This is a genomic window from Streptomyces sp. CWNU-52B (assembly GCF_047444975.1).
GTDB lineage: Bacteria > Actinomycetota > Actinomycetes > Streptomycetales > Streptomycetaceae > Streptomyces.
Genome location: NZ_JBLFJV010000008.1, coordinates 103,916 through 128,349, shown reverse-complemented (window position 1 = coordinate 128,349; position 24,434 = coordinate 103,916). Strand labels below are relative to the sequence as shown.

General features: G+C 70.4%; 22 protein-coding genes and 1 tRNA gene. 11 read left to right on the top strand and 12 right to left on the bottom strand.

The genetic code is table 11. The annotated features are described in order from the left end of the window. Positions 1-49: 49 nt before the first annotated feature. The 4 genes from ACLVWQ_RS11435 (at position 50) to ACLVWQ_RS11420 (ending at position 3,814) form a co-directional block, all read left to right on the top strand. Positions 50-322, top strand: a complete 273-nt coding sequence (locus ACLVWQ_RS11435) for a hypothetical protein (RefSeq protein WP_414108240.1) — start codon at positions 50-52, stop codon at positions 320-322. Then, the gene (locus ACLVWQ_RS11430; RefSeq protein WP_414108239.1) at positions 319-1,866 is read left to right on the top strand and encodes a YfjI family protein; all 1,548 of its coding nucleotides are present in this window, start codon (positions 319-321) and stop codon (positions 1,864-1,866) included. The genes ACLVWQ_RS11435 and ACLVWQ_RS11430 overlap by 4 nt, the downstream gene beginning before the upstream one ends. Before the next feature lie 300 nt (positions 1,867-2,166). Continuing rightward, positions 2,167-2,352, top strand: a complete 186-nt coding sequence (locus ACLVWQ_RS11425; RefSeq protein WP_385219812.1) for a helix-turn-helix domain-containing protein — start codon at positions 2,167-2,169, stop codon at positions 2,350-2,352. Positions 2,353-2,416: 64 nt separating this feature from the next. After that, entirely contained in the window at positions 2,417-3,814 is a 1,398-nt protein-coding gene (locus ACLVWQ_RS11420; protein ID WP_414108238.1) for a tyrosine-type recombinase/integrase, read from the top strand. A gap of 46 nt (positions 3,815-3,860) precedes the next feature. On the opposite strand, the gene ACLVWQ_RS11415 is transcribed toward ACLVWQ_RS11420, so the two are convergent. Beyond that, a tRNA-Thr gene (locus ACLVWQ_RS11415) sits at positions 3,861-3,934 on the bottom strand. 289 nt (positions 3,935-4,223) lie between these two features. Between ACLVWQ_RS11415 and ACLVWQ_RS11410 the strand changes: the two genes are divergently transcribed. From ACLVWQ_RS11410 to ACLVWQ_RS11400, 3 genes are all read left to right on the top strand, one after another. Beyond that, positions 4,224-5,360 (top strand): ABC transporter ATP-binding protein, encoded by a 1,137-nt coding sequence (locus tag ACLVWQ_RS11410; protein ID WP_414108237.1) that lies wholly within the window; start codon positions 4,224-4,226, stop codon positions 5,358-5,360. 235 nt (positions 5,361-5,595) lie between these two features. Further along, positions 5,596-6,078 carry a hypothetical protein gene (locus ACLVWQ_RS11405; RefSeq protein WP_414108236.1) on the top strand — a complete coding sequence of 161 codons (483 nt, stop codon included), beginning with the start codon at positions 5,596-5,598 and terminating at the stop codon, positions 6,076-6,078. Positions 6,079-6,171: 93 nt separating this feature from the next. Next, a complete protein-coding gene (locus ACLVWQ_RS11400) occupies positions 6,172-6,903 on the top strand; it encodes a nucleotidyltransferase family protein (RefSeq protein ID WP_414108235.1) in 732 nt (243 codons plus the stop codon). Positions 6,904-7,076: 173 nt separating this feature from the next. Here the strand turns inward: ACLVWQ_RS11400 and ACLVWQ_RS11395 are convergent, their stop codons facing one another. From ACLVWQ_RS11395 to ACLVWQ_RS11370, 6 genes are all read right to left on the bottom strand, one after another. Next, on the bottom strand, positions 7,077-8,816 hold the full coding sequence (locus ACLVWQ_RS11395; protein ID WP_414108475.1) for a DoxX family protein: 1,740 nt from the start codon (positions 8,814-8,816) through the stop codon (positions 7,077-7,079). A gap of 203 nt (positions 8,817-9,019) precedes the next feature. Then, complete coding sequence (rlmB, locus tag ACLVWQ_RS11390) at positions 9,020-9,964, bottom strand: 23S rRNA (guanosine(2251)-2'-O)-methyltransferase RlmB (RefSeq protein WP_414108234.1); 945 nt, start codon at positions 9,962-9,964, stop codon at positions 9,020-9,022. Between the two features lie 131 nt (positions 9,965-10,095). After that, positions 10,096-11,496 carry a cysteine--tRNA ligase gene (cysS, locus tag ACLVWQ_RS11385; RefSeq protein WP_414108233.1) on the bottom strand — a complete coding sequence of 467 codons (1,401 nt, stop codon included), beginning with the start codon at positions 11,494-11,496 and terminating at the stop codon, positions 10,096-10,098. 373 nt (positions 11,497-11,869) lie between these two features. Continuing rightward, positions 11,870-12,397 carry a 2-C-methyl-D-erythritol 2,4-cyclodiphosphate synthase gene (ispF, locus tag ACLVWQ_RS11380; RefSeq protein ID WP_414108232.1) on the bottom strand — a complete coding sequence of 176 codons (528 nt, stop codon included), beginning with the start codon at positions 12,395-12,397 and terminating at the stop codon, positions 11,870-11,872. Further along, positions 12,387-13,139: a 2-C-methyl-D-erythritol 4-phosphate cytidylyltransferase gene (gene ispD, locus ACLVWQ_RS11375; RefSeq protein ID WP_414108231.1), complete on the bottom strand. Its 753-nt coding sequence runs from the start codon at positions 13,137-13,139 to the stop codon at positions 12,387-12,389. Before ispD ends, ispF begins: the two co-directional genes overlap by 11 nt. A gap of 388 nt (positions 13,140-13,527) precedes the next feature. Then, positions 13,528-14,010 carry a CarD family transcriptional regulator gene (locus tag ACLVWQ_RS11370; protein WP_003953493.1) on the bottom strand — a complete coding sequence of 161 codons (483 nt, stop codon included), beginning with the start codon at positions 14,008-14,010 and terminating at the stop codon, positions 13,528-13,530. A gap of 856 nt (positions 14,011-14,866) precedes the next feature. Between ACLVWQ_RS11370 and ACLVWQ_RS11365 the strand changes: the two genes are divergently transcribed. After that, entirely contained in the window at positions 14,867-15,580 is a 714-nt protein-coding gene (locus ACLVWQ_RS11365; protein WP_414108230.1) for a copper chaperone PCu(A)C, read from the top strand. A 110-nt stretch (positions 15,581-15,690) separates the two neighbouring features. Here the strand turns inward: ACLVWQ_RS11365 and ACLVWQ_RS11360 are convergent, their stop codons facing one another. Further along, positions 15,691-16,371 (bottom strand): response regulator, encoded by a 681-nt coding sequence (locus tag ACLVWQ_RS11360; protein WP_414108229.1) that lies wholly within the window; start codon positions 16,369-16,371, stop codon positions 15,691-15,693. Next, on the bottom strand, positions 16,368-17,675 hold the full coding sequence (locus ACLVWQ_RS11355; protein WP_414108228.1) for a sensor histidine kinase: 1,308 nt from the start codon (positions 17,673-17,675) through the stop codon (positions 16,368-16,370). The genes ACLVWQ_RS11360 and ACLVWQ_RS11355 overlap by 4 nt, the downstream gene beginning before the upstream one ends. A 289-nt stretch (positions 17,676-17,964) precedes the next feature. Here ACLVWQ_RS11355 and phoU point away from each other — a divergent pair, with 289 nt between their 5' ends. Together phoU and ACLVWQ_RS11345 are read left to right on the top strand one after the other, a co-directional pair. Beyond that, positions 17,965-18,642: a phosphate signaling complex protein PhoU gene (gene phoU / locus ACLVWQ_RS11350; RefSeq protein ID WP_414108227.1), complete on the top strand. Its 678-nt coding sequence runs from the start codon at positions 17,965-17,967 to the stop codon at positions 18,640-18,642. Between the two features lie 1,509 nt (positions 18,643-20,151). After that, positions 20,152-20,304: a hypothetical protein gene (locus tag ACLVWQ_RS11345; RefSeq protein WP_414108226.1), complete on the top strand. Its 153-nt coding sequence runs from the start codon at positions 20,152-20,154 to the stop codon at positions 20,302-20,304. 144 nt (positions 20,305-20,448) lie between these two features. Here ACLVWQ_RS11345 and ACLVWQ_RS11340 read toward each other — a convergent pair whose 3' ends face one another. Then, entirely contained in the window at positions 20,449-21,192 is a 744-nt protein-coding gene (locus ACLVWQ_RS11340; protein WP_414108225.1) for an SDR family oxidoreductase, read from the bottom strand. A 168-nt stretch (positions 21,193-21,360) separates the two neighbouring features. On the opposite strand from ACLVWQ_RS11340, the gene ACLVWQ_RS11335 reads away from it, so the two are divergent. Further along, on the top strand, positions 21,361-22,293 hold the full coding sequence (locus tag ACLVWQ_RS11335; protein ID WP_414108224.1) for a LysR family transcriptional regulator: 933 nt from the start codon (positions 21,361-21,363) through the stop codon (positions 22,291-22,293). A gap of 123 nt (positions 22,294-22,416) precedes the next feature. On the opposite strand, the gene ACLVWQ_RS11330 is transcribed toward ACLVWQ_RS11335, so the two are convergent. Together ACLVWQ_RS11330 and ACLVWQ_RS11325 are read right to left on the bottom strand one after the other, a co-directional pair. Next, positions 22,417-23,853 (bottom strand): hypothetical protein, encoded by a 1,437-nt coding sequence (locus ACLVWQ_RS11330; protein ID WP_414108222.1) that lies wholly within the window; start codon positions 23,851-23,853, stop codon positions 22,417-22,419. Continuing rightward, a complete protein-coding gene (locus tag ACLVWQ_RS11325; RefSeq protein ID WP_414108221.1) occupies positions 23,850-24,227 on the bottom strand; it encodes a hypothetical protein in 378 nt (125 codons plus the stop codon). Before ACLVWQ_RS11325 ends, ACLVWQ_RS11330 begins: the two co-directional genes overlap by 4 nt. Positions 24,228-24,434 lie beyond the last annotated feature (207 nt).

Here is a 24,434-nt window from a genome sequence, read left to right as displayed (position 1 = left end):
CACCCCGACCGGACCGTTAGACGCTCCACAGCCTGTGGACACGCCAGCCGTGGGCGAGCCGAAGGGCGTCGCCGAAGGCGTCCCCACTGCTGTCCGTCCTGACCCGCGCAGGGACGACGGGCGCCGCCCCGTGGCCTGGCTCCGCATCATCGCGCCGCCGTCGTGGAGCGTCACCCCGTCCGCCCGTTCCTGGTGCACCTGCGGATACGAGCGACACGCCATCGGCCGTGCCGCCGTCCTGCAACTGGTCGCCGCTCATGGCGAACACCGCACCTCCTGCCCGCTGTTGAACCCCTCGTTGGAAGGCAGAGCCGCCGCATGACGACCAACGACGTAAACACGGATCTGTGGGAAGGGTTCGAGCACATCGAACCCGAGCAGATCACCGGACCCTTCTGGGACGAGCCCATCCCCCTGCGGGCCCGCCCGCCCCTGCCGGACTTCCCCGTGGACGTCCTGCCCGCATGGCTGGCCGGCATGGTGCGCGGGGTGGCCGAGGAGACCCAGACCCCGGCGGACCTCGCCGGATGCCTGGCCCTGGCGGTCCTGGCCACCGCCGCCGGCGGGCGGGTCAAGGTCTGCGTCCGCGGCCACTGGCGCGAGCCTGTGAACATCTACACCGCCGTCGCCCTGCCCCCCGGCAACCGCAAGTCCGCCGTCTTCGACCTCATGGTCAAACCGCTGCTCGATGCGGAGAAAGCCCTGATCGAACTCTCCGGCCCCGTACGGGCGGAAGCCGAGACCCTGGCGAGGCTGGCCAAGTCCGCAGCCGAGAAAGCCGCGGGCAAGGCCGCCAGCGCGGAGTCCGAACACCGCGACGCCCTGACCGCCGAAGCCGTCCAACTGGCGCAGGACGCCGACAAGATGCGGGTCCCCGCCGAACCGCAGCTCGTCGCGGACGACGTGACACCGGAGAACGTCGGGACACTCCTGGACGAGCAGGGCGGGCGGATCTCCTGCCTGAGCGCCGAGGGTGAGTTGTTCGACATCATCGCCGGCCGCTACACCGGCAAGCCCAACATGGGCATGTTCCTCAAGGGCCACGCCGGCGACATGCTCCGGGTCAACCGGCAGGGTCGCAGCGCGCAGCACGTCGACTCGCCGGCGGTCACGATCGGCCTGGCGGTGCAGCCGGAAGTCCTGGACGCGCTCAGCCGCATCGACGGAGCGGACGGCCGCGGGCTCCTGGCCCGCTTCCTGTACTCCAAGCCCCTGTCCCTGGTCGGCTTCCGCAGCCTGACCCCTGCCCTGCTGGACGAGCAGGTGGCCGCCACCTACGCCAAACACCTCGCGGGCCTGACGCTCGCTCTCGCGGACTGGACCGACCCCGCCCTCATCCAGCTCACGCCGGAAGCGGACGCGGTACTGCTGGCTTTTCAGAAGGTCACGGAGTCGCGTCTGGGTCCGGACGGGAGTTTCGCGCCGATCGTGAAATGGGCGTCCAAACGGGACGGAGCCGTGGCCCGCATCGCCGGACTCCTGCACCTCGCCGCCCACCCCGACGACGGATGGCACAAGCCCATCGAGGCATCCACCATGGCCGCCGCAACGGAGTTGGGCGTCTACTTCACCGCGCACGCCCTGGACGTGTTCAGCGTCATGAGCGCCGACCCCGCCCACGAATCCGCGGTCACCGTCCTCGCGCAGCTCGTCTCCAGCAACCCCGCACAGTTCACCAAGCGCGAGCTGTTCCGGATGCTGCGCCGGGCCGACTTCCCCGCCATCGGCGACCTGGACCCCGCCCTGGCCCTGCTCGAAGAACACGGCTGGATCCGCCAACAGCCACCGCCCCCGCGCACCGGCCGCGGCGGCCGACCCCCCTCGCCCCGCTACGAAACCCACCCGCGCATCGCCCGCGGAGCCTGACACAACCCCCAGACCGCTGACAGAACTGACACAACCCCCACGCAAGCCGCTGACCTGCACGAACGACTATGATCGCGGTTTTGACAGAACTCAATTAAAACTCGACAGAACCCCCGGCAGCACCGCCGGGTGTCCTGTGACAGAACCTCCCCCGGCGAGGTTCTGTCAGGTTTTAATTCAGTTCTGTCAAAGATCCAGAACCCATCAAAACCGCAGCTCAACGGCTTGCAAGGGAGGTTCTGTCAGTTCTGTCAGCGGATTGCGGCCCTGCCATCAGAAAGTGCCGAGGAGGCAAGCAGCTTGAGCACCGCCGTTCGCCCCGTTGAGCCCCTTCTCTACACCCCCGAGGAAGCCGCCGAAGCCCTGCGGCTGGGACGGTCCACCGTCTACGAACTCATGGCTGACGGCGTCCTGGCTTTCGTCAAGCAGGGCCGGTGCCGCCGCATCAAGGTGACCGTTCTCAAGGCCTACGTCGACAGCCTCTGACCCCAGCCCCCTCAAGGCGGCCCCGGACACTTCGTCCGGGGCCGCCTCTTTCATGGAGAGCCACATGAGCCCCCGCAAGTCGAACCTGGAATCCACCATCTACTTCGGCGATGACGGCTGGTGGCACGGCCGCGTCACCATGGGCGTACTGCCCGACGGAAGCACCGACCGCCGCCACCGCATGGCCCGCACCGAACCCGCAGTGCGCCGCAAGGTCCGCGAACTGGAAAAGCTCCGCGACGAGGGGCGCGCGACCAAAGCTGGCCGTAAGCCCACGGTCGGACAGTGGATGGAGACCTACCTGACCGACATCGCGAGCCTGAAACTCAAGCCCCGCTCGCTGGACGACTACTGGTCCAAGACCCGCAACGACATCGTCCCCGGAGTCGGGAAGCACCGCATCGACAAGCTTGCCCCGGAGCACCTTGAGCAGATGTACCGGGCCATGCTCGATGCCGGGCGCGCTCCCTCTCACGTGGTCAAGGTGCACCGCATCCTGTCGCGCGCCCTGAAGATTGCCCACCGACGCCGGATGATCGGCGAGAACGTCGCCACCCTGGTCGACCCGCCCAGCATCGACGAGACGGAGACGAACCCGTTCACCCAGGAAGAGGCGAAAGCGTTCCTGGAAGCGGCGGCGAAGCGGCCCACCTTCATGCGATGGATCGTCGGGGTCGGCATGGGGTTCCGGCAGGGCGAGACCCTGGGACTGCGGTGGCCCTACGTCGACCTACAGGCCGAGCTGTTCCACCCGCGGTGGCAGCTCCAACGCCTCACGTGGCGGCACGGCTGCGGTGACGCGCACGCCTGCGGGGCACGCCTGCACCGCTTCGAGCCCTGCCCGCCGAACTGCGCCACCCACAGCGGCTACAAGCGCGGTTGTCCGAAGCCGTGCACCACGACGTGCGTCAAGCATGCGAGCATCTGCCCCGACCGCAAGGGCGGAGGTCTGGCCTTCACCCGCCCCAAGACCAAGAAGAGCACGAACCCCGTACCGATCCCGCCCGCATTCATCCCCTACCTGCTCGCGCACAAGGCCCAGCAGGACGAACTACAGGAGACGGCCGGCGAACTCTGGCAGGAGCACCACGCCGTGTTCACCCGACCCGATGGCCGCCCCATCGACCCCCGGGACGACTGGGGAGAGTTCAAGGAGCTGCTGGCAGAGGCGGGCATCAGTGACCGTCGCCTCTACGACGGGAGCCGTCACACGGCGGGCACGATCCTCAATGAGCTGGGGGTGGACATGCCGACCATCATGGAGATCCTTCGGCACACGCAGATCAGCCAGACCCGCCGCTACGTCAAGGGCCGCTCGCACCTCTCGAAGGACGCCATGCGCCGCATGGGCGACACCTTCCTGCCTGCCCCGGAGCTGGCCTCTGGGCCCACGACTGAGACTAGAACTGAGACTGGAGACAGCCGCGCGGCCCGCGCTCTCCGGCGCCGCCGCATCCGCTGAACGAAAATGCCCAGCTCAGACGATGTCTGAGCTGGGCATCCAAATGAGCCCCCTGTCGGATTCGAACCGACGACCTACGCATTACAAGTGCGTTGCTCTGGCCAGCTGAGCTAAGGAGGCCTGCACGCGGACGTGCTCTGTGCGTACACCACGTGGACCACGGGCACGGTGATTCCGTCGTACACGTGAGCACGCCCGAAGCAGTGTACCCACGTCACCGTGGGGGTCCGTCGAGAATTTCCTCGAACTTCATTGCCCACCGAGTACTGACAGAACACATGAACGAGGGGTAGCGTCCAGACCCAGTCCGCTCGTGTGGACTACACCACTACGGATCGTTCCGTCGTGGCACACCACCTTTACAACGGATCGTCCGGCACGTTCCTGCCGGTGAAGGGGGCCCATCACCATGGCCACTGTCTCGTTCAACAAGGCGACCCGCATCTACCCGGGTGGCGACAAGCCCGCCGTCGACCAGCTGGAGCTCGACGTCGCGGACGGCGAATTCCTCGTCCTCGTCGGTCCCTCCGGCTGCGGAAAGTCCACCTCCCTGCGCATGCTCGCGGGTCTCGAGGACGTGAACGGCGGTTCGATCCACATCGGCGACCGCGACGTCACGCACCTGCCGCCCAAGGACCGGGACATCGCCATGGTGTTCCAGAACTACGCGCTGTACCCGCACATGACCGTCGCGGACAACATGGGCTTCGCGCTCAAGATCGCCGGCATCAACAAGGCCGAGATCCGCCAGAAGGTCGAGGACGCGGCGAAGATCCTGGACCTCACGGACTACCTGTCCCGCAAGCCGAAGGCCCTCTCCGGCGGTCAGCGCCAGCGTGTCGCCATGGGCCGCGCCATCGTGCGTGAGCCCCAGGTGTTCCTCATGGACGAGCCGCTGTCGAACCTCGACGCCAAGCTCCGCGTGTCGACCCGTACGCAGATCGCGTCGCTGCAGCGCCGCCTCGGCATCACCACGGTGTACGTCACCCACGACCAGGTCGAGGCCATGACGATGGGCGACCGTGTCGCGGTCCTCAAGGACGGGCTGCTCCAGCAGGTCGACTCGCCGCGCAACATGTACGACCGCCCGAACAACCTCTTCGTGGCCGGCTTCATCGGCTCCCCGGCGATGAACCTCGTCGAGGTCCCGATCACCGACGGCGGCGTGAAGTTCGGCAACAGCGTGGTGCCCGTCAACCGCGAGGCCCTCAAGACCGCCTCCGACAAGGGTGATCGTACGGTCACCGTCGGTGTCCGCCCCGAGCACTTCGACATCGTCGAGCAGAACGGCGGCTCCTCCTCGTCCCTGTCGAAGGAGACCGCGGACGCCCCGGCCGGCCTCGCCGTGACCGTGAACGTCGTCGAGGAGCTCGGCGCCGACGGCTACGTCTACGGCAGCGCCAAGGTCGGCGAGGACCTGAAGGACCTGGTCGTCCGCGTCAGCGGCCGCGCGGTCCCGGAGAAGGGCGCCACGCTCCACGTCGTGCCGCGCGCGGGCGAGACCCACGTGTTCTCGACCTCCACGGGCGAGCGCCTCACCGACTGACCCGGCCCCACCAGAGTTCCCAGCTCGACGAGAAGGCCCCGCGGCAGCCCGCGCGGGGCCTTCTTCGCTGTCCCCCAACGCCGATCCGCCGGGCCACGCTGTCGACAAATACCCCGGCAGACCCGTCATTTCGACATCTGTTCGTCAACATCAAACTCGAAAACAGGCACTCCCCCGTCCCCCGAACTGATTACTAAATGTCGCCAAATCATCACCCCGCGCTACCCTCACTCGCGTGAAGCACTCCACTAACCACTCGACGCGACACGGCCGCGGCCCCTCGGGCCGACCGACACGACGCGGCCGCGGCCCGGCCCGCCGTGTCGGCCGTACTCTCGCCCTCGTTCTGCCCGTCGTCCTGGTGCTCTCCGGGACCCTCGCGGTCACCCGGGTCAACTGGTCGGGCCACGACTCCTCGACGTCGGCACTCGCCGCATCCGCCGCGGACGTCTCCCGACGCGCCCCGGTCCGCGCTCCACAGGAGGTGCTGCGCGACAGGCTCCTGCTGGAACTCCACGAGAAGAACCCGGGGGTCGCCCTGACCCACCTCCAGGAGGCCGTGCACGACCGTCCGTCCCTGGGCAGGCACTGCGCCTCCATCGCCCGCGCGCTGGGCCGCGCGGCGGTCCGTGCGTACGGTCCCACCCAGGCCCAGTCGTTCGCCCGCCCGGTGTGCGACACGTCCTTCGCGACGGGCGTGGCAGCCCAGCACACCTGAGCCCGCAGCGGGCCCGCGCCCGCGGCTCCCCACCCGCTCGGCCGGGCAGCCGCCCCTCCGCAAAACCCGCGGGGCGCCACGTAAAGTTCGGGCATGACCGATCCGAACGCCGCGTCGCGCCCCGTTCAAGCTGTCGTCCTGGCCGGCGGCCAGGGCTCCCGGCTTCGCCCCTACACCGACGACCGCCCCAAGCCGATGGTCGAGATCCCCGGCACCGGGACCCCGATCATCGGCCACCAGCTGGCCTGGCTCGCCGAGGAGGGCGTCACCGACGTCGTCGTCTCCTGCGGTCATCTCGCCGAAGTCCTCCAGGAATGGCTGGAGTCGGCGAACCTGCCCGTCTCCGTGACCACCGTGGTCGAGTCGGAGCCCCTGGGCCGCGGCGGCGGCCTCAAGTACGCCGCCAAGCACCTGCCGCACCCCGACCGCCCCTGGTACGCGACGAACGGTGACATCTGGACCCGTTTCTCGCTGCGCGACATGGCGGACTTCCACACCGAGCGCGACGCGGTGGCGACCTTGGCGCTGGCCCGCCCCCGTCTCCCGTGGGGTGCCGTCCAGACCGACGACTTCGGTCACATCACGGACTTCATCGAGGCCCCGCCCACCACCCACGGCATCAACGCGGGTGTGTACGTCTTCTCCCCCCAGTTCGCCGACCTGCTGCCCACCCTCGGCGACCACGAGCGCTCCACGTTCCCGCGCCTCGCCCGCGAACGCCGTCTGGCCGGCTATCCGATCCCGCAGGGCGCCTACTGGCGTGCCATCGACACCGCGAAGGACCTCACGGAGGCGGCCAAGGAGCTGGCGGCGCTGGGCCGTTGAGCCCCCTGCCGCTCACTCCGCCGCTCACCTCGCCTCGCTTCACCTCACCTCGCCTCAACTCGCGCCAGGGATCCGGTCGTCGGAGATACGGCGGCTACGCCGATGGGGCCCCGCACCTGAGTGGTGCGGGGCCCCATCTGCGTAACCGCCGGGCCAGGTGTCGTACGGGTGCCTCAGCCGAGCAGGCCGCCCACGAGCTTGGGGTTGCCGCCGGAGCCGCCCGAGCCACCGGACCCGCCCGAGCCACCGGATCCGCCGGAGCCACCCGAGCCGCCTCCGTCGCCCGTGCCGCCGCCGGAGCCGCCGCCCGAGCCGCCACCGCCGTCCGTACCGCCACCCGTGGTGCCGCCCGAGGTGGCCGGTCCCGCGGTGGTGGCGGGCGCCTGCGGCGGGGCCTGCTGCTGCGGCGGGGCCTGACCCGAGCCCTGGGTCTGGCTGGGCTGACCCGTGCTCGCGCCGGCCGTCTCGCGGGCCGGTGCGCCCGGGGAGGCCGGGGCGCCCGAGGGACTCGCCGAGGTCGCGCCCTGGGTGGGCGAGTTGGGCGCCGACGGGCTCTGGCTGTCCCGGCGCGCGCCGGGCTCCTCCGGGAGCGGGGAGCCGGGCAGTTCGTTGCGCGGGGCCTCGCCGGGCCCTGGCACGACCACGCGGTCGGAGTCGCGGACGGCGCCACCGAGCAACGACCCGACGAGCAGGGTGAGTCCGACGACGACGGCCGCGACGAGAGAGCCGCGCCGCAGTACGCGCCGGCGCAGCGTCCAGATCTCGGCGCGCGGTCCGAGCGTGCGCCAGGCCTCGCCCGCGAGGCGGCCGTCGATGGAGTAGACGGGTGCGCCCGCGATGATCAGCGGCGACCAGGCGGCCAGGTAGATGATGTCGGGCGCGTCGTAGACGGGCACGGACTTCCAGCTGACGGTGAGCAGCAGTGCCGCCGACAGCAGCCCGCCGACGACCGCCGCGACCCGCTGCCACAGGCCGAGGACGGTGAGGACGCCGACGATCACCTGGAAGAAGGCGATGAGGAGTCCGGCCCCGACCGGGTGCTGGAGCGCGAACTCCCGCATCGGCTCGGCGAGTTCCCACGGGTGCAGCGAGTTCAGCCACTTGACCATGGAGCCGCGCTCGCCGCCGTCGAAGTAGACGGGGTCGCAGAGTTTGCCCATGCCGGCGTAGATGGAGATGAAGCCGAGGAAGACACGCAGCGGGAGCAGGACGACGCCGAGGTTCATCCGGCGGCCGGGGTAGTACCCGTGCCGGACGGGGGTGGCTCCGTGCCGCTTGCGCGCCGTGCCGTTCTCGTCCCCGTACTCGTCGCCCTCGTAGGCGTCACCCTCGTAGGAGTCGTCCTCGAACCCGTCCCGTGCGTACGGGAGTTCGTCCGCCTCCTCGTAGGCGCTGCCCGCGCTGCGCAACTGCTGCGGCAGGAGGCGGGTCTCGGGGCCGTGGAAGGCCGAGGTGTCGGAGCCGGGGAAGGTCGGGGTCTCGACGGTGGCGTCGACGTCGAACCCGGGGGGCCCGGCGCCGTCGAAGCGCGGGATGACCTGGGTCGCGCCGCCTTCGCCCGCCGGAGACTCGGCGCCGTGCCGAAGGCTCGTACTCCGCACGGCCTGCAACAGCCGGGTGGCGCCGGTGTCGTCGGGGGCGGACCTGCCGCTCCAGACGACCGGTGCGCGGCGGCGGGTGCCTGCGGCGGTGCCGACGACGGGGACGCGCGCTGTGTCGCCGCCCGAGCTCAAGTTCCGCGCGGCACGCGGGGACTGGGCCCGCGGCGCGGTGTTGAGCTGCACGCGGAAGCTCGCATGATTGACGATGACCTGCGCCGGATCGCTCGGCACCTTCACCATGCTCAGCGCGGGAACGTCGTCGAATCCCGACGAGCGGTCCCCCGTGGGTGTGCGGGGTGTTCTGGTGTCCACACTCATCTAACCGAGTGATGTGTGTTTAGGACACTGCCTTGACCGGCCCGATCTGTCCGGACCCCGTCAAGATCAACCACCGGCCCCGGGGAACGCCCCGCAGGGGCGCGGGGAACTGCGCGACCAGCCCCCACGCACCCGCGGACGATCGACGGTCCGGGGCGGCCGGGCCGCCCGCTTCCGGGACAGCCGGGCCGCCGGCCCTAGCCCCGCTTCCGCGCGGCCTCGTACAGCACAACTCCCGCGGCCACGCCCGCGTTCAGCGACTCGGTGCCGCCCGGCATCGGAATCCGTACCCGGAAGTCGCAGGTCTCGCCCACGAGTCGGGAGAGTCCCTTGCCCTCGCTGCCGACGACGATGACCACCGGGCCGCCGAGCGCCTCCAGGTCACCGACAGTGGACTCGCCGTCCGCGGCGAGCCCGACCACGATGATCCCGGCCTTCTTGTACGCCTCAAGGGCCCGCGTCAGATTGGACGCGCGGGCGACGGGCGTACGGGCCGCGGCGCCCGCGGACGTCTTCCACGCACCGGCGGTCATGCCGGCCGCACGGCGCTCGGGCACGACCACGCCGTGCCCGCCGAAGGCGGAGACGGACCGGACGACGGCACCGAGGTTGCGCGGGTCCGTCACCCCGTCGAGCGCGACGATCAGCGGGTCCGCGCCCTCGTCGTACGCGGCGGCCGCGAGGTCCTCGGGGTGCGCGTACTCGTAGGGCGGGACCTGGAGGACGAGCCCCTGGTGGTTGAGCCCGTTGGTCATGCGGTCCAGCTCGGGGCGGGGGGCCTCCATGAGGTGGATGCCGCCGCGGTCCGCGGCGAGCTGGAGCGCCTCGCGCACCCGCTCGTCGTTGTCGATGAACTGCTGGACGTACAGCATCGACGCGGGTACGCCCTCGCGCAGCGCCTCGACGACGGAGTTGCGCCCGACGACCATCTCGGAGGTGCCCTTGCCGCCCCGGCCGCCGCGCGGCGAGGGCCGGCGCACGATCTGCTTGGCCTTGGCGCCCGCGATGCGGTTCTTCTTGTGTCCCTTGCGCGCCTCGGCGGGCGGGGTGGGGCCCTTGCCTTCGAGACCCCGGCGTCGCTGGCCGCCACTGCCGACCTGCGCGCCCTTCTTGCCGGACATGCGGCGGTTGTTAGCGGCCATGACCTACCTGTCTGTGTGAGGGCGTACGGGTGTACGCCGCTGCGAATGCTCGTACGTCTGTCGTCTATGAGCCGTACGTCTATGAAGTGTGCCGCCCGGACACCCGGACGGCACAATCGATCAAGGAACGCTCAGCGCGGACCGAGGGTCCAGCGGGGCCCCTGGGGGCCGTCCTCGATGACGAGTCCCGACTGGTTGAGCTGGTCCCGGATGGTGTCGGCGGTGGCCCAGTCCTTGCGGGCGCGGGCGGACTCGCGCTGCTGCAGCACCAGCCGTACGAGCGTGTCGACGACTCCGTGGAGGTCCTCGCCCCGGTCGCTCTCGCCCGCCCAGTGCGGGTCGAGCGGGTCGAGTCCGAGGACCGCGAGCATGGCCCTGACCTCGGCGAGCCGGGCCACGGCCGCTTCCTTGTCGTCGGCGGCCAGTGCGGAGTTCCCCTGCCGGACCGTGGTGTGCACGACGGCGAGGGCGCCGGGCACGCCCAGGTCGTCGTCCATCGCCTCGGCGAACGCGGGCGGGACCTCGGCCGCGGGCTCGACGGCGCCGCCTGCCTTCTCCACGACGCGCTGCACGAAGCCCTCGATCCGCGCGAACGCGGACTCGGCCTCGCGCAGGGCGTCCTCGCTGTACTCGATGGTGGAGCGGTAGTGCGGGGTGCCCAGGTAGTAGCGCAGGACGATGGGCCGCCAGACCTTGACCATCTCGCTGACGAGCACGGAGTTGCCGAGGGACTTCGACATCTTCTCGCCGCTCATGGTCACCCATGAGTTGTGCACCCAGTAGTGCGCGAACTCGTCACCGAAGCCCTTGGCCTGGGCGATCTCGTTCTCGTGGTGGGGGAAGATCAGGTCGATGCCGCCGCCGTGGATGTCGAAGGCGGAGCCCAGGTACTTGTGGGCCATCGCGCTGCACTCCAGGTGCCAGCCGGGCCGGCCGCGCCCCCAGGGCGTCTCCCAGGACGGCTCGCCGGGCTTGACGGCCTTCCACATGGCGAAGTCCCGCGGGTCGCGCTTGCCGGTCTCGCCGTCCTCGGCGGGCTGGCGCAGCTCGTCGAGGTCCTGGTTGGAGAGGGAGAGATAGCCGGGCAGGGAGCGCACGTCGAAGTAGACGTTCCCGTCGGCCTCGTAGGCGTGGCCGCGCTCGATGAGGCCGCGCATCATCTCGACCATCTCGGTCACATGGCCGGTGGCCCGCGGCTCGTACGTGGGCGGGAGGCAGCCCAGTGCCGTGTAGCCGTCGTTGAACGCGCGCTCGTTCTCGTAGCCGATGGCCCACCAGGGCCGCTCCTGCTCCGCGGACTTCCTGATGATCTTGTCGTCGATGTCCGTCACGTTGCGGATGAACGTGACGTCGTAGCCGCGGTACTCGAACCAGCGGCGCATGATGTCGAAGTTGAGCCCTGACCGGATGTGCCCGATGTGCGGGGCCGCCTGCACCGTGGCGCCACACAGGTAGATCGAGACACAACCCGGCGTGATCGGGGTGAAGTCGCGAATCTGCCGGGCGCTGGTGTCGTACAGACGAATGGTCACCCCACCAGGGTAGTGGGCGCCGGGGAGTGCCCCACGACCTTCCGCCGCAAGGCCACGTATTCGTGACATCCGGGGGCGTCCGGGGCCGCCCGGGGGGCGCCAGCGGGTCCGGTGGGGGCTGGTCGCGCAGTTCCCCGCGCCCCTTGAAGGCGGGGCTTCGCCCGCGCCTCCCCGGCCGTCTGTCGGGTGCGGGTCGGGTGTGGCTGGGCGCGCAGTTCCCCGCGCCCCTGAAAAGCGGGCTGCGCCCGGCTTTTCAGGGGCGCCCGGCTGGGGGTTGGGTTTTTCAGCCTGTCCGGCGTTTGAGGACGAGGGCCGTTCAGGCCGATGCGGGAGGCTGGGGGCGGAGCCCCCAGGTGCGGGTAGGTAACCCCCGTCAGCGCAGCCGCGCGACCAACGCCGTGGCCACCGCCATCAGCCCCTCACCCCGCCCGGGAAACCCGAGCCCGTCCGTGGTGGCCCCGGACACCGACACCGGCGCCCCCACCGCCGCGGAGAGCACCTCCTGCGCCTCCCCCCGCCGCTTCCCGACCTTCGGCCGCTCCCCCACGACCTGCACCGCCACATTGCCGATCGTGAACCCGGCCGCCCGCACGATCCGCGCCGCCTCCGTCAGCAGCGTCACCCCGGACGCCCCGGACCACTCGGCCCGCCCCGTACCGAAGTGCTGCCCCAGATCCCCGAGCCCCGCCGCGGAGAACAGCGCGTTGCACGCGGCGTGCGCGACGACGTCCGCGTCGGAGTGCCCGGCGAGCCCGGGGCCCTCGCCCTCCCACTTCAGCCCGGCGCACCACAGCTCGCGGCCGTCCTCGAAGGCATGGATGTCGGTGCCGATGCCGACCTGCGGCAACAGCGGCGCCGAGGGCACCGGCGGCACCGGCGGCTCCGCGGACTCAGAACCCATCGGTCAGCCTCCGTCGCGCCAGAACGGCCTCCGCGAGGATCAGATCCAGCGGCCGTGTCACCTTGAAGGCCTCCTCGTGTCCGGGCACCACCACGACCCGCAGTCCCAGCTGCTCGACCATGCTCGCGTCGTCGGTGACGTTGTCGGTGACCGTCCCGTGGGCCCGTACGAGGGTGTCGTGGTCGAAACCCTGGGGCGTCTGGACGGCACGCAGCCGGGCCCGCTCCGGCGTGGCGACCACGGGCTCGGGCTCGCCGGGCGTCCGGGCCGGCTCGACCTGCTTGACGGTGTCCGTGAGCGGCAGCGCGGGCACCACGGCGGGGGCGCCGTCGCGTACCGCCTCGATGACGCCGTCGACCGTGTCGACGGGTACGAGCGGACGCGCCGCGTCGTGCACGAGCACGATGTCGATACCGGCGGGCAGCGCGTCGAGCCCGAGCCGCACCGACTCCTGCCGACTGTCGCCTCCGGGCACGACGAGGAACTCGGTCCGCTCCGGCAGTGCGTGCGAGTCGAGCAGCGTCTTGACCTCGGGGGCGTCGCCGGGCGGAGCCACCACGACGACGAGGGAGACGGCACGCGACGCGGCCATGGCCCGTACCGCGTGGATCAGCATGGGGGTGCCGTTCAGCGCGCGAAGCGCTTTGGGGGCGCCGGGGCCGAGGCGTACACCCCGGCCTGCGGCCGGAATCACGGCCGCCGTGCGGGCCCCGGGAGGCGTGGGGCGCGAATCGTCAGACATCGGTTCCTGTCAGGTTTGTATGCTCGGCCGACGTGGGTATGGCCTGGGCGTACCCCGGCCGACGGGCTGGGGGAGTGCCGGGCGCGACACCTTGACCGGACCCTTCCGTGAAGATGGTCGAGCCAGCTGTCCGGGCCCGGCACTCCTGGTATCGGATACCGAGTATCGGACACCTGAGCGACTGAGCTGTCGTACAGGACGTACGGGCCGTACAGCCTGTACGAGGAGTGACCGGAAAGGTCAGCGCAAGGTTTCCGGGGACGAATCCGGGTGCGAACATGCCGCAGCGCCCGGCGACAGTGGATATGTCATCGGGCACCACGGCATTTCATTGCGCCGAACCGCTCGTTTCACCTCTGGTCGAAAAGCGATCAGAGCGCTACGGGCGTCAGGACGCGAGGACCTCGTCGAGCAGGGCCTCGGCCTTGTCCTCGTTCGTGTTCTCCGCGAGGGCGAGCTCGCTCACCAGGATCTGGCGGGCCTTGGCGAGCATGCGCTTCTCGCCGGCGGAGAGTCCACGCTCGCGCTCACGACGCCACAGGTCACGGACTACCTCCGCCACCTTGATGACATCGCCGGAGGCGAGCTTCTCAAGATTTGCCTTGTAACGACGCGACCAGTTAGTGGGCTCCTCGGCGTACGGCGCGCGCAGTACCTCGAAGACCCGGTCCAGCCCGTCCTGACCGACCACATCACGTACGCCGACGAACTCCGCATTGTCCGCTGGCACACGCACTGTCAGGTCGCCCTGGGCGACCTTCAGCACCAAGTAGGTCTTGTCCACGCCTTTGATCTGGCGAGTTTCGATAGCCTCGATCAGCGCGGCCCCGTGATGGGGATAGACCACGGTGTCGCCAACCTTGAACGTCATGTGACAGGTACCCCTTCCGTGGCTATCCAGGGTAACACGGAAACCGCGTGTTCTGAATGGCGTTTTCGCAGGTCAGGGCATATCTCGGGGCTTGACAATCCCAACAGGAACGTGCTGCGAAGGGGCCGCGGACGACGGTATTCGCAGGTCGGAGCGGCTCTCCCGGCGGAGAGAAACGCGCACGTTACAACACCCCCGACCCCCGGCCACGTGCCCGAACGTCCAGATTTGTCGGGTTCCGGGGGCCCGTCTTCCGCTACTCCGTTCGATGATCGCCGTCGCGTACGAGACGAATCCGGAATTGATCACGCGGCGGGGAGATCGACAGGAGTTCACCCACAGAGCCGAGTGGAGATCTCCCGGAGAGCCGGACAGAAGGGGAGCGGAGATCAGCGAAGATCGATCTCCCGGGAGCCGCAGTGCATTCATTACGGGAAATCCACAAGGCCGCCCGGAGAGCAGTCCGAAGAGCTGCCCGAAGAGCCGTCCGGAGACTTCTGGAGACTTACCGACGGTTCTTATGTGAAAGACGGACGAGCACGCGACAGCCTGTTCCATGGAGCATGCAGGTACACAGTCAGGTACAGCAGGCGCACAGGCACAACACAGGTACGTACGTGGGGTAGGTACGTGGGGTACGTACGTGGGGTCCGTATGCGGGACTCCCGTCGGCACGGGCGGCGGAAACGGGGGCGGAGAACCGGCGTCCGACCGCGACCGGGGAGCCGTAGAGGCGGGTCGGGTGCGGCGCCAGGGGAACGGCTCGGTAACCTGAGGCCGCTGACTGACCCTCGGGGCGGCTCCGGAACACCAGGAGCCGCTCTGATTCGCCCACGTTCAAGGAGTTGCCGCCGCCGTGAGCAGCAGCCTTCGACGCGGCGCCCTCGCCGCCGCCGCCATCGCGTTCTCGCTCGCCTCGCTCACCGCATGCGGTGCCGGCCACAAGGCCCAGACCTTGGAGATCAAGCCGGACAACGCCGCCACCACCGTCGGCGACATCAAGATCCAGAACGCCGTCGTCATCACCCAGCCCGAACCGGAGTCGGCGGGCCCCGCCGCGGTCACCGCGACCCTGTTCAACAGCGGCCGTACCGCCCAGACCCTGGAGTCCATCGCGGTCGAGGGTGCCGGCCAGGCCGCCCGGCTCAAGCCCGCCAAGGGCTCGGCGAAGGTGACCGTCCCGGCCGGCGGCTCGCTGGTCCTCGGGGGCAAGGACAACGCCTCCGCCGTACTGGAGAGCAGCGACGACGCTTTCAAGGACGGTGACGCGCACCCGGTCACCTTCACCTTCAGCAAGACCGGTGACGTGAAGCTGGAGGCGTTCGTCGTCCCGGCGAAGGGCTACTTCTCCGACTGGGGCCCGACCGAGGCCCCGGTGACACCGGGCACCGAGCCCTCCGCGTCCGGGTCGGAGTCCGGCGCGGCCACGGGTTCGCCCTCGGGCACTCCGTCCGGTGCAGCGTCCGGTTCGGCCTCGGGTGAGACCGAGGAGGCGGGCGAGGCGGGTGCGCACGCCTCGGACGCGGCCTCGGCCAGCGCCGACGCCGCGGAGTCGGCTGCGGGCAACTGAGCGGCTCTCACAGCCACCCAGCCACAACGACGTGACGAAGGGCGGGACCCCTCTCCGGGGTTCCGCCCTTCGTCACGTCACACTGTCGCGGTGGTGGCGCGGTCTACGGCTTACGGCTCGAACTTGTAGCCGAGGCCGCGGACCGTCACCAGGTAGCGGGGCGCGCCGGGGTCCGGCTCGATCTTCGCCCGCAGGCGCTTCACGTGGACGTCCAGCGTCTTGGTGTCACCGACGTAGTCGGCGCCCCAGACCCGGTCGATGAGCTGCATACGGGTCAGTACGCGTCCCGCGTTGCGCAGCAGCATCTCCAGCAGGTCGAACTCCTTGAGCGGGAGGTCGACCTTGGACCCGGAGACCGTGACCACGTGACGGTCCACGTCCATCCGAACAGGGCCCGCCTCCAGAGCGGCCGGGGCGACCTCCTCCGGCTCGCCGCGGCGGCGCAGGACGGCCCGGATGCGGGCGACCAGCTCACGGGACGAGAAGGGCTTGGTGACATAGTCGTCGGCTCCTATTTCGAGCCCCACGACCTTGTCGATCTCGCTGTCCTTGGCGGTGACCATGATCACCGGGACGTTCGAACGGCTGCGCAGCTGTCGGCACACCTCGGTGCCGGGCAGTCCGGGCAGCATCAGGTCGAGGAGGACGAGGTCGGCGCCATTGCGCTCGAACTCGTCGAGTCCGTCGGGCCCGGTGGTCGCGATGGCGACCTCGAAACCCTCTTTGCGGAGCATGTAGGACAGAGCGTCGCTGAAGGACTCCTCGTCCTCGACGACGAGCACTCGGGTCACGGATGGACCTCCGGGGCAGAAAAGGGTTCGTACGGGGATGAGACGGTGGTCGTCCCGTCGGTCTGACCGGTCTCGTCGTCTTCGTCGAGGCCGGACGTCTGGTCGCCGGTCGCCCGGTCGGCGATTGCCCGGTCGGCGATTGCGCGGTCACGGGCCGCGCCCGCCTCCGGCAGCCGCAGAGTGAAGGTGGAGCCCTGACCCTCGGAGCTCCACACGGTGACCTCCCCGCTGTGGGAGGCGGCCACGTGTTTGACGATCGCGAGCCCGAGCCCCGTACCGCCGGTCGCTCGGGAGCGGGCCGGGTCGACGCGGTAGAAGCGCTCGAACACGCGCTCCTTGTCCTTCTCGGAGATCCCGATGCCCTGGTCGGTCACGGCGATCTCGATGAGGTCCCCGCCCGGTGCGGTCACCCGGCGGGCGGCTATACCGACCCGGGTACGGGCGGGCGAGTAGTTGACGGCGTTCTCCACGAGATTGCCCAGCGCGGCGGCGAGCTGGCCCCGGTTGCCCCAGATGCTGAGGTCCGCGGTGCCGCCGGCGGCCATGGTGATCTGTTTGGTGCCCGCCTGGTGGCGGCACCGGTCGATCGCCTCGGCGACCAGCTCGTCGACGCGTACGGGCTCGGCGTCCTCCAGCGGGTCGTCGTTCTGGACCCGGGAGAGGTCGATGAGCTCCTGTACGAGGTTGGTGAGGCGGGTCGCCTCTATCTGCATGCGTCCGGCGAAGCGCTCCACGGCCTCGGGCTCCTCCGAGGCACCCATGACCGCCTCGGAGAGGAGGGAGAGCGCGCCGACCGGGGTCTTGAGCTCGTGGCTGACGTTGGCGACGAAGTCGCGTCGTACGGCTTCGATGCGGCGGGCCTCGGTCAGGTCCTCGACGAGGAGCAGGACGAGCCGGGAGCCGAGCGGCGCGACCCGGGCGGACACGGCGAGCGCCTCGCCCCGGCCGGTGCCCCGCCGGGGCAGATCGAGCTCCACCTGCCGTATCTCACCGTCCCTGCGGGTGTCGCGGGCCATCAGGATCATCGGTTCGACGGCCAGTTTGCCGCCCCGTACGAGCCCGAGGGCGTACGCGGCGGAGCTGGCCTTGACCACGGCGTCGCCCTCGTCGAGGACGACCGCGGAGGAGCGGAGCACGGACAGAACCGTGTCGACGCCCGGCGGCAGGACCGGGTCGGTGTGCAGAGAGGTGCGGGTGGGGCGTTTCTGTTCCCGCTCGCTCCAGCGGAACGCCAGCACGGCGATGACGCCGGTGAGTACACCGGCGATCGCTGCCGCTGCGGCGACAGCCGCGTTCACGTCCATGGCTCCAGGTTAGGCACGCTGTACGCCCCGGTCACAGCCGTCCGAGGGTGGACTCGAACACTCGTCGCCCAGAGTTCACTCTGGAGACCCTACTGGTTCACTTCGTACGAAAGGGTCGCGCGCCCCTTCCACCAGCGGGAAGAGGCGACGTCGCCCAGAATTCACCTGGGTGCCGGTGATGGTTCATTTGAGGGGGCGGAAACCGTCGCGTTCAGGCCGGACCGTGGGAGCGTGGGGTTCACGAGCCCCTAATGAGCCCCCGAAGCAGACGTAGGAAAGGGACATCCTGATGCGGGACGCGTACCACGAGGAACTTGACTCGATCGGCGAGGGCCTGGTCGAGATGGCCCGCCTCGTCGGATCGGCGATCGGTCGCGCGACGACGGCGATCCTGGACTCCGACCTGAAGCTCGCGGAGAGCGTGATCGCCGCCGACCAGAAGGTCGACGACCTCCAGCACGACCTCGAGGCACGGGCGATAGCCCTGCTGGCCCGGCAGCAGCCCGTGGCCACGGACCTGCGGATCGTCGTCACCTCGCTCCGTATGTCGGCCGACCTGGAGCGCTCGGGCGACCTCGCCCAGCACGTGGCGAAGCTCGCGCGGCTGCGGTTCCCCGAGCGGGCCATACCGCAGGATCTGCACGCCACGATCCTGGAGATGGGCCAGCTCGCGCAGCGCCTGATGGCGAAGGCGGCCGAGGTCATCGTCACCAAGGACGTCGACCTCGCCCTCCAGCTGGAGCAGGACGACGACGCGATGGACCTCCTCCACCGCACGCTCTTCCAGCACCTCCTGGACGACCGCTGGAAGCACGGCATCGAGACGGCGGTGGACGTGACGCTCCTCGGCCGCTACTACGAGCGCTTCGCGGACCACGCGGTGTCGGTGGCAAACCGGGTGGTTTACCTGGTGACGGGCGAACACGCGGAGGAACTGCAGGCAGCTCCGCAGGTCGAAGGCGCGTAGGCCTCCGGCGGTTTGGCGGGGGTGCCTGCGGCGGCTGGCCGGGGTTGCCTGCGGCGGGCTGGTGGGGGTTGGCGGCGGCCGGCTGGTGGGGGTTGGCGGCGGCCGGCTGATGGAGGTCGACGGCGGCCGTCCGACGGGGTTGCCTGCGGCCGGCTGACGGGGTTTGCCTGCGGCAGGCCCGCGGGCTGACGAGGGTCGCTGGCGGCGGGCTGGCGGGGGCCGGCGGCGGGGCGGTTGGGTTGCTGTCGGCCGGACGGCGTGGGCGGCCGGCTCCGCCCGGCGGCCCTCAGGGCCTCCGGGGCCCGAACCAGGCGCCCCGGACGCCGAACCTGCGCCAGGCCTGGCGGAGATCGCCTCCGGCGGTCGGCCGGGATTGCATCCTGCGGGCTGACCAGCGTCGCTGACCGCCAGTGGCGGGGTTGCTGCCGACTGAACAGCCTGGGCGGCCGGCTCCACCCGGCAGCCCTCAGGGCCTCCGGGGCCCGAACCAGGTCCCTGGACACCGAACCCGCGCCAGGCCTGGCGGAGATCGCCTCCGGCGGTCGGCCGGGAATACACCCTGCGGGCTGACCAGCGTCGCTGACCGCCAGTGGCGGGGTTGCTGCCGACTGAACAGCCTGGGCGGCCGGCTCCACCTGGCAGCCCTGTGGGCCTCCCGGGCCCGAACCAGGCGCCCCGGACGCCGAACCCGCGCCAGGCTTGGCGGAGATCGCCTCCGGCGGTCGGCCGGGATTGCATCCTGCGGGCTGACCAGCGTCGCTGGCGCCAGTGGCGGGGTTGCTGCCAACTGAACAACCTGGGCGGCCGGCTCCACCTGGCAGCCCTGTGGGCCTCCCGGGCCCGAACCAGGCGCCCCGGACGCCGAACCCGCGCCAGGCTTGGCGGAGATCGCCTCCGGCGGGCTGACGAGGGGGGCGGCGGGGCGGCTGGATTGCTGCCGGCCGTACGGCGCGGGGCGGCCGCCCCGCCCGGCAGCCCTCAGGGCCGCCGAGGACCGAACCAGGCGCCCCGGACACCGAACCCGCGCCAGGCCTGGCGGAAATCGCCTCCGGCGGTCGGCCGGAGTTGCCTGCGGCGGGCTGATGGGAGTCGGCGGCGGGCGTCCGACGGGGGCGCCTGCGGCGGGCCCTCGGGGCTGACCAGGGTCGCTGACCGCCAAGGCGGGGTTGCTGCTGAACAGCCTGGGCGGCCGCCCTCAGGGACGCCGAGAACCGCACGGCGCGGAACCGCCCAGCCGGCCGACGGCCCCCGAACCCTCAGGGACGCCGACGCCCTGACCACTCAACCGACCGGCCGCCGAGCCCGCGCCGCGGAACCGCGGACGGCTCCGCCGTTCGACCGCCCGGCCAGGCGCCGCGTGGCTGCGCCATGCCGGTCGGGGGGCCGGCCCTGAGGGGGCGCGTTGGGTGCGCGTAACGGTGCGAAAGCATCCGTGCGCCGTTGATGCGCCCGACCTCGTAGGCGTGCAATGGAACGTAGGCACAAGCCTTCGAGGAGGGACCCAGACCCATGGCCGATTCCCCCACCACACCCGACCCGACCCAGAACCGCGAGACGCAGCAGCCCGTCGAGATCAAGAGCCTGCCGCTCATCGGCGCCTGCGGCTGCGGCTCGGGCTGCGGCTGCGGCTGCCAGTCCGGCGGCCCCTGCCAGTGCGGCTGACCCGCCGCGAGGGGACGAGACGGATGCGACGGACGCGACGACCGGACACACAGGACGTACGAACGCCGGTGCGCGACCAGTGACCGCGGAAGGGCCCCGCTTCAGGTGCGAGGCCCTTCCGTTGCCCCCAAAACCAGGTCGCCCTCAGATCTGAGAGCCGCCGCCGTCCACGACCAGCTCCGCGCCGGTGGTGAACGTGGCGCCGAAGGCGAGGAAGGCGACGGCCCTCGCAACCTCGTCGGGATCGCCGAAACGCCGCATGGGGATGTCCTCCATCATCTGCGCCTTGGTCACCTCGGCGGCCTCCTTCGGCATCGACCTGTCCAGAATTCCGGTGTCGATGGGCCCGGGGCTGACCGCGTTGACGCGAATCCCCTGCGGGAGCAACTCACGGGCGAGACTGCGGGTCATGGAACGCAGAGCCGCCTTGCTGGCCGCGTAAGCACTGATCATCGGTATGCCCAGGACGTTCGCGACCGAGGTCGTCATGACGACGCCACTGCCCTCGTTCAAGAGCGGCGCGAGCTTCTGCACGGTGAAGTAGGAGCCCCTCGCATTGATCCCGAAGAGTTCGTCGTACACATCCGCGGACATCGATTCGAAGGGTACGAACCGTGTGACGCCCGCATTCACGAACAGGGCGTCGAGCGCACCGAATTCCTCCTTCACCCGGCCGGCAAGAGCGTCCAGGTCAGCGAGCGACGCCACATCGCTCCGTACCGCCACGGCGTTCTTCCCGAGCCGCTCACGAGCGGAGTCGAGCGTGGCCTGCGTACGCCCGGTGATCAGTACACGCGCCCCGTCATCCACCAACAGCTTCGCCGTCGCGAAACCGAAACCACTGCTGCCACCCGTGATCACGACGCTTTTGCCACTGTATTCGCCCACAGTCGGTCACCCTCTACATCTTTCTCGACAACACGCAATCGGCTCTCGTCCCGGCGAACTCGGCGCCGAATCGGATGCTTTCGAGTCAAGGACAATCCAGGTCCGCCGTCCAAGACCTGTTTCGCACGTCGTCATGCGGCCGGCGCATGACGACGTAGGCTCGGCCATATGGCTGACGCGCCCATACCCCCCACAGGGCCCGACCTCGACCTGCGGCTGGTGCGGTACTTCACGACCGTGGCGGAGCACCTGAACTTCGGCCGGGCAGCCACCGCGCTGCACCTGGCCCAGCCGTCACTCAGCCGCCAGATCCAGCGCCTGGAGGACCAGCTCGGCGTACGCCTGTTCGATCGCACACCGCAGGGCAGCCGGCTCACGGAGGCGGGCCACGCGTTCCTGCCGCACGCGCGGGCACTGCTGGACGCGGCCCGTCAGGCAACGCTCACCGCGCGTGCCGCCGCACCCGCCCGCGCGATCACCATCGGGTACGTCGAGGACCTGATCGTCACCCCGGCGGTACGGGAGCTGCGCCGGCGTCACCCCGACGCCCGGGTACGCACCCGTCATCTGAGCTGGAAGGACACCCACGCCCTCCCGGAACGCCGGGTGGACGCACTCGTGACCAGGACGCCCCTGCCGTTCCCGACGGACCACCTGCGCGTGACGCACCTCTACGAGGAACCCAGGGTGTTCGTCGCCCCCACGTCCCACCCCCTGGCAGGCATGGCGTCCGTCACCCTCGACGACCTGGCCGGCGAGGACTTCGTCGCCTGCGACAGCACCGCGGCGATCTGGAGCCTGTCCCAGCCCCTCGAACCGCCCCCCGCCGACGGCTCGGCGCCGGACGGTCCCGGCGCCGACGACAGCTTCGAGGACAAGTTCGAACTCGTCGCGCACGGCCAGGCCCTGGGCATCCTGCCCGCGGGCGACCGACGCAGCACGCTGCGGGAAGACATCGCCACCATTCCCCTCAAGGGGATCGACCCGTGCGAGGTCGTACTGGTGACCCACGCCAACAACCGCAGCCCGCTGGTCACGGACTTCCGCGAGTTCGCCAGAACCCACCTCACGGCCGGTACGTACGTAATACCTGGTGGCTGAGAAGGCGCACATGGCGCCGGAACCGCGGTCGCCGCCGGACGCGCGTCCGCCCGACGAGCGCCGAAGGCCAGTAGCCGTGTCCCGTGCGGAGACCGCCGCCCAGGACACGGCTCCCTGCCCCCCTCACCGGCCGGCGTCCCCCAACACCGAACCGGCCAGGCATCCGGCCGCCACCGAGACCGTCAGGAGCGCCGCGTCCGCCGTACCGCGCCTGACGAGACCGGTGCGCACCTCGTCCACCAGTGTGTGGAGAAGGAGCGCCCGGCGGGGATCGGTGAGCACGGCCACGGTCTCCTCATCGACCCCCCAACTCCGCAGCGCGGCGGTGCCGTCGCCGCCGGCGGCGAGCCGCGCGCCCTCCGCCACCCAGCTCCCGGCGGTCTCGGCCGTCCGTTCCAGCACCTCGGCCAGCGACTCACGCGGCCGGCTCTGCAACTGGTCGAGCATGGCGACGCGGCGCAGATACTCCTGGGGCTGCGGCGACGTCAGATCGGGGGTCCGGACGACCCACTCCCAGTCGAAGACCGGTTCCGAGCCGTCGAAGACCGCCGAGCGTTCCGTCGCGGTCAGCAGGGTGCTGAGGAAGAGCATGGCGACCTTCCGCTCCCGCTCGTCGATCCGGTCGAGGAGCGACTGGGCCCGGGTCCGCGCCGGAGGGTGGGTGGTCCCGCTGCGGACGAACAGGGCCCGCTCGGTCACATGGACCGCGAGCATCGCGACGAGCGGGCCGAGCAACGACGGGAACTGGATGGCCTGTTCCGTCTCGGTGCCCTCGAACTCGCGCTCCAACGCCCGTCCGACGGCCCGGTAGGCCAGCAGGTCCGCGTCGAGTTCCAGACGCTGGTCGCCGGAGCACGCCGGAATGTGTTCGCCCGGTGAGAAGGCGCTGACCGGGGTCCGGTGCTCCAGCACATGGTGCGCGATCTCATGACCGACGACGAAGCGGACGGCCTGGAGCATGACAAGGTCGCCGACCTCCACGACCCCGGGGCCCACCCGGTGACCCAGCTTCGCGGACTTCCCGTACACCCGCTGATTGACGTTGTAGTAGCGCAACAGCGCGGTCAGCACGGCGGGATCACCGCCCATCGCTCCCTCACGGGCCGCGCGTAACGCCTCGAAGAATCCCCTGAGCCTGCCGCGCGAGCCGATCCGCGCCAGACCGATCCCGGAGAACTGGCTGTACTGACCGGCCAGCGTGAGAATCGAGTCGGAGACCTCCACCAGCCCCGATCCGTCGGCGAAGGGTGTCATCTGAGCCGACACGTCGTCCTTGGGGAACGAGCAGACAAGTACGCTGTCCAGCCGCTCCTTGGAGAAGCCCAGGTCCCGCAGCGCCGTCTTCACCTGCTCGGTCACCAGCCGCAAGGACGCTGTCGCCGGGTCGTCCCCCTCTGACGCCCACTCGCTGTTGCGCCAGTCCGACATGGTCGCGTCCAGCGCACCGAGCGACTCGTGGTCGCCGAGCCTGAGCAGTTCCTCGCGGATGTGCGCCAGTTGGTCCGCCCGGTTGATCTGCATCAGGCGGAGCTTGCGTGCCGCCATGGACTCGTCGTTCATGACGGCGCCGGGGCGTTCACGCAGAAGGAGCCGAGGCCGATACGGGCCACCAGCACGGCGAGTACGCCTGCGGTGGTGGGCTCCTCACCGAGGTGTTGCAGGACCTCGTACACCGCTGCCGCGTCGAGCACCCGGTCCGATCCGGTGCTGCCGAGCAGCCCCTGGACCCGCTCCTGGTGGCAGATCCTGCGCTGCAGATCACGGTGCTTGTGCTCGAACCACTGCTTGCCGAAGCGGCGGTTGGCGCCCCGGTCCGCCGGAGAGATGCCGAGCCCGTCGTCGAGGAGGCAGGCGCCGAGCAGCTCGTACAGCTCGTCGTCGGTCTTTTCCAGGTAGAGGGTGAGATCGAGGTCGCGGTCGCGGTCGAGAGTCATGGAGGTGCGTCCCCTGTGGTCCGTACGGAGGATCCGCCACGCGCCGCGACGGCCTGTCACGACCGTGCCACCACGGCGGGCGTCCGCCCATCCCTCGCAAGGTGAGCGGCACCGGGCGCCGGCTCACCCTCCGGCTCACCCGAGAGGGAGAGAGACGGGGCAACGGACGGGGCGGCGCGGGGGGCCGGGCGAGCCTGAAGGGACCTG